This is a genomic window from Sporosarcina sp. HYO08 (assembly GCF_001563475.1).
Lineage (GTDB): Bacteria > Bacillota > Bacilli > Bacillales_A > Planococcaceae > Sporosarcina.
Genome location: NZ_LPUT01000027.1, coordinates 163,380 through 181,741, shown reverse-complemented (window position 1 = coordinate 181,741; position 18,362 = coordinate 163,380). Strand labels below are relative to the sequence as shown.

Here is an 18,362-nt window from a genome sequence, read left to right as displayed (position 1 = left end):
TCTACTTTTTCATTTTCGGATCAAATGAATCCCGTAGACCGTCTCCGAGTAAGTTAAAGCTGATCATGATTAAACTGATAATGACAGAAGAGAACAACAACATATGCGGATAAATTCTCAGCATTTTAAATCCGTCGTTCACAATCGTCCCTAAGGATGCAATAGGCGGTTGCAGCCCTAACCCGATAAAACTTAAAAAAGCTTCTGTAAAAATCGCCGTTGGAATGGTGAACATCGTTGTAATAATGATCGGCCCTAAACTGTTCGGGATCAGATGCCCCCAAATGAGCCGCTGATCTTTTGCACCTAAGGTTCGGGAGGCTAACACAAACTCTTGCCCTTTCAATTTCAGCACTTGACCCCGGACAATTCTTGCCATATTCACCCAGCCTGTAATGACCATCGCAAGCGTGATCGACACAATACCCGGCTTCAAGACTAAAATAAGTAAAATGACGACGATTAAGTTCGGAACACCCATTAACACCTCAATAATCCGCTGCATCACGTTGTCCACGCGTCCGCCGTAATAAGCCGATATGCTCCCGTACGCAACACCGATGATTAAATCTAACGTGGCAGCCAAAAAGGCGATATACAAAGAAATTCTTGTCCCTTGCCAAATACGCGTCCACAAATCACGGCCCAGCTCATCTGTTCCGAACCAATAATAGTCCGTAACACCTTTCGCTTCATACTGATCCATCCCCCGAATATCCACGCCATTCATTCCCAAAAAGGGAATATTCTCTAGGACTGGCACTTTAGGTGGTAAATTGGCTCTCGTTAAATCCTGATCGTCAAAACCATAAGAATTCATCATTGGACCGAAGATTGCCAATAAAATCATGGCAATGATCAAAATAAGTCCAATGAACGCACCATTGTTTTTGCGGAGTCGAATCCAGGAATCACGCCAAAAGCTTGAAGATGGGCGGCCGGACTTTTTCTTTTCTTTGAATTGTTGACCCGCTTCTTCGAATAGATCATCTGTGAATTCTGCTTCATTTACCTTCACGCTGCCCACCCCCTGCTAGTCGGATTCTTGGATCGATGACACCGTATAATAAATCGACGATTAAAATAACAAGTATGAATAAAAAACTATAAAACAATGTCACACCCATAATGACCGGGTAATCATTCGTTAAAATAGATTTGACGAACTGTTCGCCGAGACCCGGAACACTAAAGATTTTTTCGACGACTAATGTCCCCGTCATTAGTGCAACTGTTAAAGGTCCGAGAATCGTTATAATTGGAATCATCGCATTCCGCAAACCATGCTTTAAGACGACTTTTAGTTCACTAATTCCCTTTGCCCTTGCCGTCGTGATGTATTCATTTCCTAATACGTCGAGCATTTCTGTCCGCATAAACCGTGCCATCGTCGCCACAACGAAAGCGGAAAGTGCAATGGTTGGCAGAATGGAATACGCAAATCCATCCCAAAACGCAACAGGCAGCCATTGTAAACGAACGCCGATCCAGTATTGCAGTAAACCTGCTAATACAAAGTTTGGAATCGACAAGCCGAGTACCGCAATAATCATCGCGCCATAGTCAATGAAGGTGTTATGTCTTAAGGCGGCAATAATCCCTAAAAACAGCCCTAAAACCGTTCCAACAATCAATGATTGCGCGCCGAGAACTGCCGAGACACCGATCCGTTCACCGATAATGCTGGTCACAGCTCTTCCATCGAATTGGAAAGAGACACCAAAGTCTCCTTTCACGATATTCCCCAAATATTTGACATACTGAATCGCCATTGGTTCATTCAATCCATATCTTTCATACAACACTTGCTTTTGTACTTCTGTTAAACGTTCGTCATTAAACGGAGAGCCCGGCAACGTTTGCATGAGAAAGAAAGTAAACGTGGCGATTAGCAAAAATGTGAATATCATGTACCCAACCCGACTCACAATATATTTTTTCACAGAAGTCTCACCGCCTTTTTTGGAAGTACTTTCGCCATCTTCCGTGTCCCCCATCATTTAATAAATGGGAGACACGAAAAACTGATGACGTATTTGCCTTTACTTTTCAATCGTTACCCATTGGAACGAAAACGTTGAATTCGCATGTGTAACAAAACCTTTGACATGAGGCTTCACAAGTCGTGCAGATCCTGCTTGATACATCGGTGAAATTGCCGCCTCTTGTGCGATTAAAATTTCCTCCGCTTCTTGCAGATCGATCGCACGCTGGTTATTGTCTGAGAAATCGACCATTGCCTTTTTCACAAGCTCATCGAAGCGGTCATTTTTGAAGTTTTGCCAGTTGTAAGGCCCGTCCGAAAGGAACACGGATAAAAATTCAACTGGATCCGCAATGTCATTTCTCCAGCCGGAATGGGATATGTCATAATCTAACGCATCTTCCAAAGCCAATTTCTGTTTGTTTGGCTGTTGGTTAATCGTAATTTTAAGGCCTGGAAGATTTTTCTCTAATTGATTTTTCATATATTCAGCGATGGACTTTCTTTGATCATCGTCATAGCTTAAAAGTTCTAATGAAATTTCATCGACACCTAGCTCTTCAAGACCTTTCGTCCAAAGCGCTTGCGCTTCTTCAACTGTTCCTTTGTTTAAATCACCGAATTTGTCACGGAAATCCCCGCCCTCTGGTGTCTCGACAAAACCAGGGAATACGAGCCAATAAGCCGCTTGGGAACCATTCTTTAAAATCGCATCGGCAGCTTGTTCTTTATCCCACCCCATGTCGATTGCCTTTCGGATGTTAGCATTCGCCAAGTTCGGGTTTTTCTGGTTCATGCGCAGGAAGTAAATTTCTGATTTTAGGGAAGTTGTATATTCCTCATGATCTTTATAGACGTCAACAAATTCAGAGGACAAGTTAGCAACATCGATTGTGTCTGTTTCGTAAAGATTCATTTCTGTCGCTGTATCTTTTGCCACTTTATAGTTCACTTCATCCAATTTAACTGTGTCGGCATTCCAATATTTTGGATTCTTTTTCAATGTCCAGCTTTGGTCATGCGCCCATGTGTCAATTGTAAAAGCTCCATTGGAGATAATATTTTCCGGCTCTAGCGCATATTGATCCCCTTGAGATTCAACAAACTCCTCGTTTTGTGGATAAAATACTTGGTGTGCTAAAAGCTCAGTAATGTATGGAACAGTATTATCTAGCTCCACTTCTAATGTCTTTTCATCGATCACCTTCACGCCAAGCTCGTCTACTTTTCCGTAAAGATCGCTTTCAGGGTCTTGGATTGCTGCTGCATTTTTCACAGGACCCATTAAGTACGCATGTGGTGAAATCGTTTCGGGGTGTAAGTTTTTCTTCCATGCATAGACAAAGTCGTTCGCCGTCACTGGCGTGTCATTGCTCCAAACAGTTTCTTTCAAATGAAAAGTGTATGTTTTCCCATCTTCACTGACGTCGTAAGTGTCAACAATTCCTTCAATCACTTGATCATTTTGATCGATTTTGAACAAACCTTCATAAATATTTTGAAGGATTGTTTGAGAAAGACCGTCCATCTGACCATTTGTTTTCAATGTTGGAATCTCCCCCGCCACTGCTAAGTGTAAAACACTTGGTCCTGTGCTTTCTTCGCTTGTTCCTTTCGTTTCATCTTTTTCATCTGCGTCTGATCCGGCTTTTTCTCCACCGTAACACCCGGCTAATGCCACTACACTGACGATCAGAAGTGTGAAAAGCCATAACATTTTCTTTTTCATGCGCGTTGCCCCCTTGTGAATGATAGTTTTGGAATGGAACCGCTTTCAATAATTCGACCGCGTATGCTGTCTAGACTTTTTGACAGGTGCCTCTAAATAATTCCAGGAATTTTTACAGTTTTAATTAGTTCACCCATTCAAGTCATCATCTCTTTCTTGCAACCTTCTTTTTTGACACGTATTAATAGTGGGAGTTAAACTTCCTAAATCACTCCTTTCTTTGCTATGCTTCTATATATTCTTGCAATTTCCGTGCCGAAAATATTGAATTCGCACACTAATCGCAATACTCACTCATTTGTCGAATAAGAAAAAAGGAATCACCAAGGACACGTTCTACAAAGTAACTGTTCAATGGTAATTCCTCTAGACTCCTAACGATTAACTTTTCATCTTTGGATCTATCGCATCTCTTAAACCATCACCAATTAGGTTGAATCCTAGTACAACCAACATAATGGATATACCCGGTGCGATGAGCGTCCAAGGTGCTAACTGGATAAAGTTACGCGAATCGGCAAGCATTTTCCCCCATTCAGGCATAGGAGGCTGTGCCCCTAGACCTAGAAAGCCTAATGCTGCGGCATCTAATATTGCGGTACCGAATCCTAAAGTACTTTGAACAATAATAGGCGCCATACTGTTCGGCAGGATATGATGGAGAAGGATCCTTCCATTTTTCATACCCTGTGCTTTAGCTGCCATTATATACTCTTCCTCACGCAGACTAATGACCCTTGAGCGTACCAAACGTCCAAATACCGGTATGTTGATAATAGCAATAGCAATTAAAGCGTTTTCAAGAGAAGCACCTAAAATCGCAACAACTGCAATTGCCAATAAAATACTTGGAAACGCCAAAAGCATATCGAACGTTCTAGAGATGATCGTATCGATCCAGCGGCCAAAATAACCTGCAACGATCCCTAAAATTGTACCGAAAACGAGCGCACCACTTACTGCAAACAATCCAACTTGCAAGGAAATTCTTGCGCCATAGGCAATTCTCGTGAAAATATCCCTTCCAAGGTCATCGGTTCCAAACCAGTGATCGGCAGATGGTGCAAGTAATCGATTGGCAAGATTTTGTTCTTCATAACTATAAGGCGTTAATAATGGCGCTAACAGCCCAAGAAAAACAAAAAACACGATAATGATAAAACCCGCAACAGCAAAGCGATTTTTCCGAAGTTGTTTCACTGCATCTTTCCAAGGAGGAGAAACTTTAACTTCTACCGTATCGAATTGATGATTTCTTTTTACAGGGTTTGTTAATAATTTTTCAACTTTTGGTCGTTCCTCTATCTTCATAATTATTACGCCCCCTAATATTTTATCCTTGGATCAACGTAAGTGTAGAGCACGTCAACTAGTAAATTAATCATAACAAACATAAATGCAACAATTAAAATACCTGACTGAATCACTGGATAATCACGGTAATTAATCGCGTCATAAATATATCGCCCAATGCCAGGCCAACTAAATATCGTTTCTGTTAGAATAGCTCCGCCTAACAACACGCCCATTTGTAATCCCATCACTGTCAAAATTGGGATGACTGCATTTTTTAGTGCATGTTTATAAACAACTAGGAACTCTCCCGAACCTTTTGCACGAACAGTTCGGATGTAGTCAGACTTCATCACTTCTAACATACTTGAGCGAGTCATTCTTGCAATAATCGCCATCGGTATCGTCCCTAAGGCTATACTCGGTAATACCAAATGTTTAAGTGTGGTTATTGTTCTTCCAAAATCTAGATGAAGTATGGAATCGAGCACATATAAATGTGTAATTGCCTCCATCGTATCCCTACTACTTTGTCTTCCATAGGCTGGAAACCAACCAAGCTCTTGCGCAAAAATCCATTGTTCCATAAGCGCAAGCCAAAAAATAGGAACTGAGACACCGACTAGCGCGAAGATCATTGCCAAAAAGTCAAACCATGAATTCTGTTTCCAGGCACTAATAATTCCTGCATTTACACCTATAATTACTGCAAATAACATCGCAAATAGAGATAACTCAATCGTCCCAGCCATAAATGGCCATATTTCACTTGCAATTTCTGTTTTAGTCTTTAGGGATGTTCCTAAATCGCCTTGAAGAAGACCTTTTACATACAAGCCATATTGAACAGCGTATGGCTTATTTAAGCCCATTCGCTCTTCTAGCTCCTCTACAGCAGCTTCAGTCGCAGTTTCCCCTAAAATGACTTGTGCAGGATTACCCGGTATAAAATGGACAATCGCAAAAGTAACAATTGTCATACCTATTAGCACTGGAATGAGCATCAATAAACGTCTCATTATATATGCATACATCGTCTCACCCCGGTTTTCATCTATCCATATTCGGATAAAATGTTTCATGTTGTATTCGTCTGAGCCATCAATACGCTAAAGCTCTTTCAATTAACAAAGATTGGGAGAGTGAAAGATCTCCCCCAATCCTATTCGTTACTCAAGTTCAACTTCTACCAACGAATCACTTGTTGAAGGGTGTGGTTGGTAATTTTTCACGGCACTTCTAGTTGCTACTAGTGGTTTAGAATGGACAAGCGTTACCATCGGTGAATCTTCCGATATGATTTCTTGTGCCTCTTTATACAATCGCGCACGTTCTTCTTGGTCGACAGATAGTTTAGCCGCATCTAAAAGTTCGTTTAGCTCTGCATTATCATAGAAAGTACGATTTTCTCCACCAACACTTTCCCCGTGTGTGAGACTACTTAGGAAATAATCTGGATCACCGTTTGATCCCGACCAACCAAGTAGGTAAAGCTCTTGATCACCTTTGGACGTTTTCTCCAAGTATGGGGCCCATTCTTCTCGGACAATTTTGACTTTAACGCCGATTTTACTTAAGTTATCTTGAATGATTTCAGCAGCTTTTTCTGGATCCGGCATATACGGTCTAGAAACTGGCATTACCCATAAATCAATTTCAAAACCATCTGGATAGCCTGCTTCTGCCAATAATTCTTTTGCTTTGTCAGCATCAAACTTGTACCCTTCAACTTCATCGTTATAGCCCATGTATCCAGGCGGCAATGGATTAACCGCAGGTGTCGCATAACCAGCATAAAGCGCATCTGCAATTTTTTCACGTTCAATTGAATGGTTAATTGCCTGACGAACTAACTTGTTATTTAATGGCTCTTTTGCTGTATTAAATCCTAAAAAGCCAACATTATTTTCTCCTCGTGTATAGAGGTTCAAAGCGTTATCCGCTTCAACACCAGCCGCATCATCCGGATTTACATCATCCATAATATCGATTTCCCCCGAACGTAATGCGATTAAGCGAGCTGCGTTATCAGGTACAACTTTATAAACAACTTTATCCAGTTTTGGAAGTCCTTCTTTACGATAGTTCTCATTCTTTTCTAGTACAATGGAGTCGTCTTTACTCCAACTTACAAATTTAAATGGACCTGTACCTACTGGGTTTTCATTGATTTTAGCTCCGAAATCTTCTAAAGCTTTTGGAGATGTAATTGCAAAGTAGTGCATGCCCATGTTTTGTAAAAATGATCCCAATGGCTGTGTTAAAACAAATTCAATTTCGTGATCACCTACTACGTTTATTTCCTTGATGACGTGATCTTCATCTCCCTTATATCCACCGAACATCGTCCCGTACAATGGGTAAGCGTATCCATCTTCCTTGAATGCATATTGATGATCAGGGTCAGACCAACGCTCAAAATTCACCTTTACTGCCTCAGCATTAAAATCAGTGCCATCATGGAACGTAACACCTTCTTCAAGGTAGAATTTGTAGCTCAATCCATCTTCTGAAACGTCCCAATCATGTGCCAATCCTGGAACAACATTGAATGAGTCTTTATCAAAGTCAAGTAAACTCTCAAAAATTTGCTTTGTAACACGTGAAGATTCTCCATCTGAAGTGCTTGCAAAGTCTAGACTGCTTGAATCACCGCCGCGCGCAAATACTAACACTTGATCCCCTTTGGATTCTGACTTGGATCCTTCTTTACTACTTCCTTCTTCGCCACCACCACCACATGCGGCAAGCACTAAAACTAATGCAAGTATGAAAACCCTTACAAAAGCAGTTTTAAATTTCATCACTTTTTACCCCCTTGTAATATGTTTTTAATTGTATAGATGGCATGCAACAGCATGATTTTCATCAATTTGGTTGAATTGAGGCCGAGCCGTTTTACAAATATCCATTACATTCGGACATCTCGTATGAAAAGTACATCCTGTCGGTGGATTGGCTGGACTTGGTACATCACCTTTTAAAATAATTCTTTCTTTTTTCACGTCAGGATCTGGTAACGGAACCGCTGACAATAATGCCCGCGTATAAGGATGTTTCGGATCATCATACAGGTTGTCCTTATCCGCCAACTCGACCATGCGCCCCAAATACATAACACCCACCCGGTCGCTAATATGCTTCACGACACTAAGATCATGGGCAATAAAAATGTATGTTAGGTTAAATTGATCACGTAGTTCTTCCATCAAATTCAAAATTTGGGATTGTACTGATACGTCTAAAGCAGAGACAGGTTCATCACAAATGATTAGTTTGGGATTATTTGCCAACGCCCTCGCAATCCCGATTCGTTGCCTTTGTCCTCCACTAAATTGGTGAGGGTACCTTGAAGCATGATAGTCACTTAAACCAACTACTTCCAGTAATTCTCTTACTCTTTCTTTCCGTTCTTTAACAGATTTCATCCCATGGATTAACAAAGGCTCGCTAATAACTTTTTCGATCGTATGTCTTGGATTTAAGGAGGCATATGGGTCTTGGAATATAATCTGCATATCCCGTCTCAGCTTTCGCATTTCTTCCTGAGTAACAGCTGTAATATCCCGCCCCTCAAACTTTACTTCTCCATCGGTTGGTTCAATCAATCTTAGGATTGACTTTCCGGTTGTAGACTTACCGCAACCAGATTCTCCTACAATCCCTAGAATCTCGCCCTCTTTGACGGTAAATGTAACATCGTCAACCGCTTTCACCTCACCGACTTTTTTACCTAGCACTCCGCCCCGTATATCAAAGTATTTCTTTAATCCATTAACTTCTAATAGCGGCTTCTGCATCCTTCAAGGGACCTCCTTTCTCACCATCCGCATCGTTTAAAAAGCATCGACTGCTTCGGCCACTCTCTAGTACATATAAATCTGGGTTTTCTTGAAAACAGCGATCTAATGCGAATTCACATCTAGGGGCAAAACCACAAGCAGTTCTTCCGATTTTAGGCAAAGGGACTGTTCCAGGTATAGAATATAGTTGTTGATTTTTCACATTCATATTCGGTAATGAGCGGATTAAACCAACCGTATAAGGATGTTGCGGATCTTTTAAGATCTCTCTAGTGGTCCCTTCCTCTACAACTTTTCCTGAATACATCACAACAACACGGTCACAAATCTCTGCAACAACGCCTAGATCATGTGTGATCATTAAAATAGCTGTATCCTGTTTCTGATTCAAATTACGCATGATGTCTAAAATCTGCGCTTGAATCGTTACATCCAATGCCGTTGTCGGTTCATCAGCAATTAAAACTTCTGGGTTGCACAACATGGCCATTGCAATCATGACACGTTGCCTCATCCCCCCCGACAATTGATGAGGATATTCATCAATGACAGCATCTGGACGTGGAATCCCAACTAACTTTAGCATCTCGATCGATTTCTTCCTTGCATCTTTTTTTGTGATTTTTTGATGCATACGGAGAGCTTCAATTAATTGGTTTCCTATTGTAAAAAGTGGATTTAAAGAAGTCATAGGCTCTTGAAAGATCATCGCAATTTCATTTCCCCTAATATTTTTAATCCTTTTAGGGGATGCGGTTACGAGATTCTCACCTTTAAAATTGATCTCCCCGCCTACAATCTTTCCAGGAGGACTCGGAACAAGCCCCATTATTGATAAGGAGGTAACACTTTTTCCACATCCAGACTCACCAACAATTCCTACTATTTCGCCTTTATGAAGCTTTATACTAACCCCGTCAACTGCGGGTATTTCACCGTTTTCAGTGAAAAAATGTGTATGAAGTTCTTTTAACTCTAGAACAACATTAGACACCGTTACTCCCTCCTTAAACCGTCATTCATTAACAAGCTGTTTTGCAATTTCCCATTCCCCCCTGCCTTTCAGACAACATGTATATGCACTTATCATGCCAAAAACCTATCATTTGACAAACAATTCCATTAAAGCCCATTTTCCCCCCCGAACGAAATCTTTCAAATGAAAATTGGTAGACCTAGGAGAATAGTAGCTTTTCTAACTACTCAACAGTCCAAAAATTGTGATATTGGTCCATTAAGAAGACTACTCAAATTAATTTTTCTTACTAAAAATGATTGTAAAGCCATTTCTCCAACCCAGAATAATTGTATAGGAATTTTTACACAAAAAAATAGACAATTCTATTCTATTAGACATTAAAATCGATATTTCTCTCCGTCTTCCATTTGGTTTAGTTCTTTTAAAAAGTTTCTACATTTAGATAGCATCTGCTATACGAAGCTTAACGGGTTACTTGTAACGCCTAAAAGCTTGAATTCCTCATCTTTACGTAGGCAAAAGTGGGATTTTTTCGTTAGGTATGGTAAAATTTCTTCCTGATTCATGGATTTTCCACCTTGTTGAAGAGGGCTTCGACAAGATGAATGTCAAACTCTGGAGATACGGCACAATTCTTGCAAGTATAATCATTGACAATACTTAGGGAGGGCTTTCGTTGGAAAGTATTTACGCAAAAAGAAGAGAGATTTTACAAGCGCAATTACGCGAACAAAATATTGAAGCGGTTATGATTACAGCACCGGCAAATGTGTTTTACTACACTGGATTCAACGCAGATCCACATGAGCGATTCATGTCTTTGTTTATCAATATTAATGCGAATGAGCAGTTTTTATTTGTTCCAGCACTAGATAAAGACGCGGCTGCACAAGATTCTGATATTCAAACGATCGTTCCAATTTCAGATGAGCAAGTTCCTTTTGAAGTTGTGAAAAATGCCATTGGTGACATTTCTAAAACGGTTGGAATCGAAGCGAAAGCGTTGAGCTATGATCGTTACACAAGCTTAAAGGGCGCTTATCCGCACATCGATGTCGTTGACGTTCAAAATACGGTCAATGCCCAGCGTATGAAAAAATCCAAGGAAGAAATTGCACTTCTGCAAAAAGCGATTGATATTATTGAAAAAGTGCTAGAAGAAGGTATTAAGAAGATCAAAGTCGGCATGACTGAGTCCGAGCTGACAGCAGAACTAGAATTTTTAATGCGAAAATTTGGCGCAGATGGTCCATCCTTCTCTACGATCGTGTTAACTGGCGAAAAAGCAGCATTGCCGCACGGTTCACCTGGAGAACGCGTCATTCAAAACGGCGATTATGTGCTCATTGACTTTGGCGTCGTGAAAGATGGGTATTGCTCTGACATTACACGCACGTTCATCGTCGGCGAAGCAACGGAAAGACAAAAAGAACTTTATTCCATCGTTCTTGCCTCAAACGAAGCAGGCATTGAAGCTGTTCAAGCTGGTGTACCGCTTAAAAACTTTGACATCGCAGCAAGAAATGTCATTGCAGAGAGCGGCTACGGGCAATATTATAATAACCGCGTTGGCCACGGTCTAGGTATTGAGGTGCACGAAGAGCCATCCGTTCACCAAAACAATGAAGACATCGCCGAATCAGGTCTTGTTTTCACGATCGAGCCAGGCATTTATATCCCGGAAGAAGGCGGTATTCGAATTGAAGATATCGTCTATATTAATGAAGATGGCAAAACGGAAGTGCTCACATCCTTCCCGAAAGAATTGCATATTTTATAAATCCGTTTCAAAAAGCCTTTGTCCGCAGATGATGATTCCCTGCGATCAAAGGCTTTTTTTGTTACGTTATAATTTACGATTCAGCGATGTAATAATAAGCCATCAATGTCGTGAATGCGAAGAAGAAAATTGCAATCGCTACAAATAGAGGACCGTAGCCTGGGAAAACCGTATGAATTGCTTCTTGCGTATAAATAGGTCCCGGTTCAATTCCCCTCATTGTGTTGACAAAGGATAAACGGTACTACTTTGTCTGCAACACCCGCAATTCGTTCTACACCGCCGAAAATAATAATGCCGAGTAAAGCAACCATTACAATCCCGATAATTGTCTTATTTAAACCGAGTGTACTTTCAAAGCCGACTGCAATGTGTTCGACTGAATGCCAGGCATTAGAATACCATAAGAAAGCGTCACAACGATTGCCATAATAACTGCGAACCATTTCAGCCTCAATCCTTTTTCAATGAAGAAAGGCGTTCCGCCACGATACTCATTGCCAATCTTTGTTTAAATAGATTTCTCCATTCCCCCTTGCAGTACAGAGGAATATTGCAACTTTCATGCCAATTATGAAGTTTTTATGTAAATCTTCAACAAAATACGCTATAATTGAAATATCGGAAATAATAGATTCTTTTACTTTTAATCTGATAGTATAGAAAGGCGCCATTAATGTAAAACCTTTTCGACAACTATTAGTAAATTCTACACATCCGTTATCTGAACATTCTTATTTCCCGTCGAAGATTGTTAGATACTGTGCTATAATAGGGTTATAGGTATGTAAGCGATTACAATTAATAGAAAGAGTTATAAATAGAGAAGGTAGGGGGATTTTTCATGAAACTTGTACTGCAACAACGACAAGAACTCAATCTTTTGATGACAGTTGAATTACGGCAGGCGATTGAACTACTTCAATATTCCACTTACGAGCTCGAACAATTTATTCGACAGCAAGAGTTGGAAAATCCTATGATCGAGCTGAAAGAAAAAGAGAAAGATCAGCATTCTTCGTTCGAGGAAAGGGTAAACAGACGCAAAATTTCTTCGGGGACGGCTGAAATGCCAATTGATATTATTCAATGCAATGAACAAAATATGCGAAATGAATTAGTGAAACACGCTAAATTTCACTTTGCGGATGTGAACGATCAAAAATTGTTACAATACTTGATTTATAACTTGGATGAACACGGCTATTTATCGAACGATATTGGTAATAATAGCCCATATACAATGGAAGAAATTGATCGAGGCATTCATCTTTTGCAACAAGTTGGGCCAAGTGGAATCGGTGCGCGGGATTTAAAAGAATGTCTGCTGCTTCAAATTGTTAACGAACATCCAGACAATAAGTTGGCAGAACGTTTGGTGAATGATCACTTACAGTTAATAGCGGATCGAAAATGGAATGAGATTGCTGCCAAAATGGACATTTCAATGGCGGAAGTGAAAGAATTGTATGAGTTTATCCAATCACTCAATCCACGTCCTTGTTCACTGCTTGACGACGATTCAACAGAATACGTCACCCCGGATATTATTGTGGAATGTAAAGACGGCACGTTTGCTTTCCACCTAAATGATCACTATTTGCCAGCAATACATTTAAACGGTTCGTATACACATTATCTTCAATCAAAGTGTGACGCCTCTAAGTTCATGCAAACACAATATAAAAACTATCAATGGCTGCTTAGCAGTATCGAACAGCGCCGCAATACAATTATTAAAATTATCAATGTATTACTAGAAAAACAGGAGCCGTTTTTTAAAAAGGGACTGCAGGCATTAAAACCGATGACACTCAAAGAAGTTGCGGATGCGATTGAGATGCATGAGTCCACCGTGAGCCGAGCGACAGCAAACAAAGTCATTCAAACCCCATTTGGCTCTTTTGATCTTCGCATGCTGTTTACGTCAAAGTTAGAGACCAGTGATGGCAATAGCATTTCACAAACAAAAGTGAAAACGTTATTGGAAAAGTTAATTGCAGAGGAAAATAAATTCAAGCCATATTCAGATCAAAAAATTGCAGAGTATTTTAATACAGAGAAAGGGATTACGATTTCGAGAAGAACGATTAGTAAATACCGAGAAGAGTTACGGATCCCATCTTCTAGTAAACGAAAAGAAATTCAAATATGAAAAGAGGAACGAAGATCGTAATCTTCGTTCCTCTTTTTAGTTTTATTTATTAAAAATGCATAAGGGAAGACTCATCATTTATCGATTTTTCAACTTGTTCTGATTCTTCCTCCGAGAAATGCCCAAGCCAATATTTATTAAAGACAATAATACCCATCGCGATTAAAAATGCGTAAAAACTTGGTGCTTGGTCAACGATCATTGTTCCAATTCCTACTATGATTAACGTAAATAACATTGAAGATACAATTTTCATGAAAGGGCTTACATTCCTTCGAGTAAATTGAACGATACATTTTTCTCCGATCCACATGAATAGGAGTAATATGATAACTACTATTCCCATCATTCCGATAAATTCAAATGGTCCCATATGCTTCCCTCCAACTGTAGTACATTCCCTTTCATTAAAGTATACCTCAACTATTATCAAATTTCCACGCCTTTTCTGATAAGTTGGATAGTTCTATACATGACCATCACTTTGGGTTCTCCAACCATAATTATTTATGAATGGTATTAGCATCTATCAATGAAAAACCGCCAGAAAATCAATCAATGATTTTCCGGCGGTTGAATAGCCTGTTTTCAATTACTGCTTAATATTCACAAACACACTCTTCACTTCAGTATAGTTTTCAAGTCCATACTCTCCGCCCATTTCACGGCCAATTCCGGATTGTTTGTAGCCGCCGAATGGCATTGTTTCCCACTCTAAACCGAAATCGTTAATCCAAACTGTACCAGCTTTGAGTTTACCTGTAATATAGTGTGCTTTCTTAATGTTTTCTGTCCAGACGCTTGCTGCGAGTCCGTATTCGCTGTCGTTCGCGCGTTGGATCACTTCTTCAACTGTGTCGAAAACGAAAATGGACATAACTGGGCCGAAAATTTCTTCACGTGCAATTGTCATATGATCCTCAACGTCCGCAAAGACTGTCGGTTGTACGAAGAAGCCTTTGTCGAATGCCTTACCGCCGCCCGCAACGAGGCGTGCACCTTCTTTTTTCCCGGACTCAATGTAACCAAGAACTGTTTCTTGTTGTCTCTTAGAAACAACCGGTCCCATATCTGTTGACGGGTCCATGCCTGGTCCAACTTTCACTTCATTGACACGTTTCACGATGCCTTCAACGACTTGGTCATAGATGGAACGCTGAACGAAAATACGTGTTGTCGCACTGCAGTTTTGACCGTGGTTGTACATTGTACCGTTAAATGCGCCTTCGATTGCTTCTTCTAAGTCCGCATCTTCTAGGATAATCGCAGGTGATTTACCGCCAAGCTCAAGCGTTACGCCTTTAATTTGTTCAGCTGCTTTTTTCATCACTTCTTTACCCGTTGCAGTTGAACCTGTAAACGCTACTTTGTCGACGTCTTTATGCATAATGATGCCGTCACCGACAATACGTCCTGGACCAGGTAAAACGTTGACAACACCGTCTGGGAAACCTGCCTCTTTAAAGAGCTTCGCTGCGTATAGAAGCGAAAGTGGCGTTTCACTTGCTGGTTTGATGACGACTGTACAGCCGACTGCAAGTGCAGAACCCAGTTTCCACGCTGCCATTGCGAGCGGGAAGTTCCATGGAATAATTTGTCCGACAACGCCCACCGGCTCATGCAATGTGTAGTTCACGTAGTCTGGTGAAATATTCGTTGTTTTGCCAAGTACTTTCGTTGCCCAACCTGCATAATAACGGAAGTGTTGAACTGTCCCGTCTACATCATCCGCAAGTGCCACTTCGTATGGTTTCCCGTTATCAAGTGATTCAAGCTGCGCAAGTTCTTCACGGTTTTCTTCTAGTAAATCTGCAAATTTATAGATTAAGCGCGAGCGTTCGGCCGCATCCATTTTTGTCCATTCGCCTTCATCGAATGCTTGACGTGCTGCCGCAACAGCCGCGTTCACGTCTTCTTCTCCGCCCTCACTCACTTGAGCGATGACTTCTTCTGTTGCTGGGTCAAGTACGTCGAATACTTTACCGTTTGCGGAAGGCACGTATTCACCGTTAATATATAGACCTTGTACTTCTGCCAGGAATTCTTTTACTTTTGGTTTCAATTTATATTCTGTTGCTTGCATGACTTTTACCTCCTTGTTTTTATCCGCATTATTACTTAACTGCTACATTGCTTTTAAAGAAAGACAAGAATTCTTCTTTTTCCTCTTCTGAAAGGTCAGATAGAGGCTGTCGTACCGTACCGACATGTATTTCACCTTTTAGGCAGCCAAGTTTAGCTTTTTGGTTATAGTTTCCGGACTCCATCGAATGGATCGCAGGATAAATATCAAGCATAATTTGACGCGCTTTCTCCCAGTCTCCCTCTTGTGAAGCGTTAAATAGAGCAACTTGTTCTTCTGGGAATACATTGGCCGCACCAGCAATCCAGCTTTTCGCGCCCCAGAAGAAGAAATCTACAGGTTGATCGTCACAGCCACAAATCACTTCAAAATTATCGAACTGCGTTTGAAGTAAGCGCAACGCACGGCTAAAGTCGCCGCTGCTCTCTTTAATCGCGACAATATTTGGGTTTTTAGCCAAATGAACGACAGTCTCATACTCAATTTCAATACCGATACGGTCAGGGAAATTGTACATAATAATCGGTAAATCAGTTGCTGCAGCAACCGTTTCATAATGAGCAATTACACCTTTTTGATCAGGCAGGCTGTAAGCAGGAGGTGCCAACATTAAGCCCTCATAGCCTAGATCTTTAGCCTGCTTGGCGCGGTTAACTGCTCCTTCAGTTGATAAGTCATTGACGCCTGCAATTAAAGTAACTTTGCCTTTAGCGATCTCAGCTACAGTTTTTAAAACGATCTCGCGCTCTTCTTCATTAAGAGCGTAATATTCGCCAGTAGTCCCGCATGCAACTATGCCCGCGACACCTTTATCGATGAAAGCTTGTGTTAATTGTTTTAAAGTTTCTACATCCAAACTGTTGTCATTGTTAAACGGAGTCACTAAAGGAACTAAAATACCATGAAATTTCATTTTTATTTCTCCTCACTAATTTTTTATTTTTTAATACCTAAAAGGTTTGGTACTCAATTACTTACGCTAAAAGAAATCCTTCTTTCAATGGATCTCCTTGATCAAAAATAAATTCATATGATTTTTTCGTTTACCATTGGTATTACCAATACTGGGAATACGCCTAGAGTTTTCATTTATGAAAGTTTTAATTTATTTGCTGATTTTACTTTTTCTTTATCTGTTTCTTGGCTTTCGTCAGGAACTTGCGGCTTCGTATACCAAATGAACTTACCCGTAAAGCCATAAATAATCGAAATGATAATGACCAAGAAGTGGAACCATAAAAACGGTAGATAGCCGATCGTTGAAACACCTAATGCTGCGGCCATAAAGACACCGCCGTCTGACCAAGGAACCATTGGTGTTGTAATCGTTCCACCTGCTTCGGTATTACGAGACAGAACACGACGATCAATATTCATGCGATCATAGTTTTCACCCGTAATTTTACTTGCTGTAATAAGTGATACATACGCACCACCGAAGATGTTTCCGAGAAATCCGCCTAACATCGTTGAAACAGTCAACTTCCCTGCATTTGTTGCCCATTTCGCCAAGTAGTTTCCAATTGCACGTAACACGCCGATTCTTTCCATCAATCCACCCACGCCAAGCGCTAAGATAATTAACGCAATGACGTCGAGCATAAAGACGATCCCACCGCGGTTTAACAAGTTATCGATAAATGGAACACCAGATTCAATGGAGTTACCCGCGTATAAAATGTTAAACGCTTCCAAAAATGTTGCACCTTGGAATGCAGCTGCCCAAACCGTTCCTAAAAACGCACCGAATAAAATAACAGGGATCGAAGGCATTTTAAAGGCAAGCAAAATGATAACGACGACAGCCGGAATTAACATGTACCAACTAATATTGAAGTATTCATTGAGAGAATCCATCGTTGAAATTGCTACACTTAAATCCCCATTTCCTTTATAGAAAAACCCTGCGATTAAGAACAAAATACCGGCAATAAACCACGCTGGAATACTCACTCTTAGCATCGATTTAATATGTTCGATCAAATCTACTTTCGATAAAGAAGCTGTCATAACCGTTGTATCTGACAACGGAGAAAGTTTATCTCCGACATAACACCCCGAAATGACGGCACCTGCAACGAGTGGCAATGGAAAACCAAAGCTTGCACCAATAGCCATCATCGCGATTCCTGCAGTCCCCGCGGAACCAAAAGAAGTTCCGGTTGCGATCGATGTAATCGTACAAATGATAAATGCCGCGAGTAAGAAAATATTGGGATCAATGACGGCAAGCCCGTAATAAATGAGGGAAGGTACAACACCTCCAGCAATCCAAGTCCCGATTAACGCCCCCACCGATAAGAGGACAAGCACCGCTTCTAGTCCGTCGTTGATTCCGTTCAATATCCCCTGTTGCATATCCACATACTTATAACCAATTTTTAAACCGACCAACATGATTAGGAACCACGTGGTTAATAATGCGAGGTGAATCGAAATTTCAAACTTGACGATAAACAAAATCATGATGAACCCAAACCCCAGTAAAACAAACAAAACCTCACCAAGATTGGGCAATCTTTTCTCCATTCCCATAAGATAAGCCCCCTTTTTGTT

14 protein-coding genes and 1 pseudogene are annotated in these 18,362 nt (G+C 40.7%); 2 read left to right on the top strand and 13 right to left on the bottom strand.

The features are described 5' to 3' along the window. Window position 1: 1 nt before the first annotated feature. The 8 genes from opp3C to AU377_RS10085 all read right to left on the bottom strand — a co-directional run bounded on the left by opp3C (window position 2) and on the right by AU377_RS10085 (window position 9,803). The gene (gene opp3C, locus AU377_RS10120; RefSeq protein ID WP_067407601.1) at window positions 2-1,018 is read right to left on the bottom strand and encodes an oligopeptide ABC transporter permease; all 1,017 of its coding nucleotides are present in this window, start codon (window positions 1,016-1,018) and stop codon (window positions 2-4) included. Continuing rightward, window positions 1,005-1,943, bottom strand: coding sequence for an oligopeptide ABC transporter permease (opp3b, locus tag AU377_RS10115; RefSeq protein WP_067407886.1), 939 nt, complete (start codon window positions 1,941-1,943; stop codon window positions 1,005-1,007). Before opp3b ends, opp3C begins: the two co-directional genes overlap by 14 nt. A gap of 99 nt (window positions 1,944-2,042) precedes the next feature. Beyond that, window positions 2,043-3,713 (bottom strand): peptide ABC transporter substrate-binding protein, encoded by a 1,671-nt coding sequence (locus tag AU377_RS10110; protein ID WP_067407599.1) that lies wholly within the window; start codon window positions 3,711-3,713, stop codon window positions 2,043-2,045. 381 nt (window positions 3,714-4,094) lie between these two features. Continuing rightward, window positions 4,095-5,024, bottom strand: coding sequence for an ABC transporter permease (locus AU377_RS10105; protein ID WP_067407597.1), 930 nt, complete (start codon window positions 5,022-5,024; stop codon window positions 4,095-4,097). Between the two features lie 14 nt (window positions 5,025-5,038). After that, window positions 5,039-6,040, bottom strand: a complete 1,002-nt coding sequence (locus AU377_RS10100) for an ABC transporter permease (RefSeq protein WP_067407595.1) — start codon at window positions 6,038-6,040, stop codon at window positions 5,039-5,041. A 135-nt stretch (window positions 6,041-6,175) separates the two neighbouring features. Continuing rightward, complete coding sequence (locus tag AU377_RS10095; RefSeq protein WP_067407593.1) at window positions 6,176-7,810, bottom strand: ABC transporter substrate-binding protein; 1,635 nt, start codon at window positions 7,808-7,810, stop codon at window positions 6,176-6,178. A gap of 27 nt (window positions 7,811-7,837) precedes the next feature. Beyond that, complete coding sequence (locus AU377_RS10090) at window positions 7,838-8,806, bottom strand: ABC transporter ATP-binding protein (protein WP_067407591.1); 969 nt, start codon at window positions 8,804-8,806, stop codon at window positions 7,838-7,840. Beyond that, window positions 8,781-9,803, bottom strand: coding sequence for an ABC transporter ATP-binding protein (locus tag AU377_RS10085; protein WP_067407589.1), 1,023 nt, complete (start codon window positions 9,801-9,803; stop codon window positions 8,781-8,783). Before AU377_RS10085 ends, AU377_RS10090 begins: the two co-directional genes overlap by 26 nt. Window positions 9,804-10,464: 661 nt before the next feature. On the opposite strand from AU377_RS10085, the gene AU377_RS10080 reads away from it, so the two are divergent. Then, window positions 10,465-11,568 carry a Xaa-Pro peptidase family protein gene (locus AU377_RS10080; protein WP_067407587.1) on the top strand — a complete coding sequence of 368 codons (1,104 nt, stop codon included), beginning with the start codon at window positions 10,465-10,467 and terminating at the stop codon, window positions 11,566-11,568. A 76-nt stretch (window positions 11,569-11,644) separates the two neighbouring features. Here the strand turns inward: AU377_RS10080 and AU377_RS15330 are convergent. Next, window positions 11,645-12,079, bottom strand: a pseudogene (locus AU377_RS15330) (alanine:cation symporter family protein); the annotation flags it as partial. A gap of 333 nt (window positions 12,080-12,412) precedes the next feature. On the opposite strand from AU377_RS15330, the gene rpoN reads away from it, so the two are divergent. Next, the gene (gene rpoN / locus AU377_RS10065) at window positions 12,413-13,723 is read left to right on the top strand and encodes an RNA polymerase factor sigma-54 (protein WP_067407579.1); all 1,311 of its coding nucleotides are present in this window, start codon (window positions 12,413-12,415) and stop codon (window positions 13,721-13,723) included. A 49-nt stretch (window positions 13,724-13,772) separates the two neighbouring features. Here the strand turns inward: rpoN and AU377_RS10060 are convergent, their stop codons facing one another. From AU377_RS10060 to nhaC, 4 genes are all read right to left on the bottom strand, one after another. Then, a complete protein-coding gene (locus AU377_RS10060; RefSeq protein ID WP_067407578.1) occupies window positions 13,773-14,096 on the bottom strand; it encodes a hypothetical protein in 324 nt (107 codons plus the stop codon). Between the two features lie 219 nt (window positions 14,097-14,315). Then, window positions 14,316-15,806 (bottom strand): aldehyde dehydrogenase family protein, encoded by a 1,491-nt coding sequence (locus tag AU377_RS10055; protein WP_067407575.1) that lies wholly within the window; start codon window positions 15,804-15,806, stop codon window positions 14,316-14,318. Window positions 15,807-15,837: 31 nt separating this feature from the next. Further along, window positions 15,838-16,719 (bottom strand): 4-hydroxy-tetrahydrodipicolinate synthase, encoded by an 882-nt coding sequence (gene dapA, locus AU377_RS10050; RefSeq protein WP_067407573.1) that lies wholly within the window; start codon window positions 16,717-16,719, stop codon window positions 15,838-15,840. A 176-nt stretch (window positions 16,720-16,895) separates the two neighbouring features. Then, entirely contained in the window at window positions 16,896-18,341 is a 1,446-nt protein-coding gene (gene nhaC, locus AU377_RS10045) for a Na+/H+ antiporter NhaC (protein ID WP_067407572.1), read from the bottom strand. Between the last annotated feature and the right edge of the window lie 21 nt (window positions 18,342-18,362).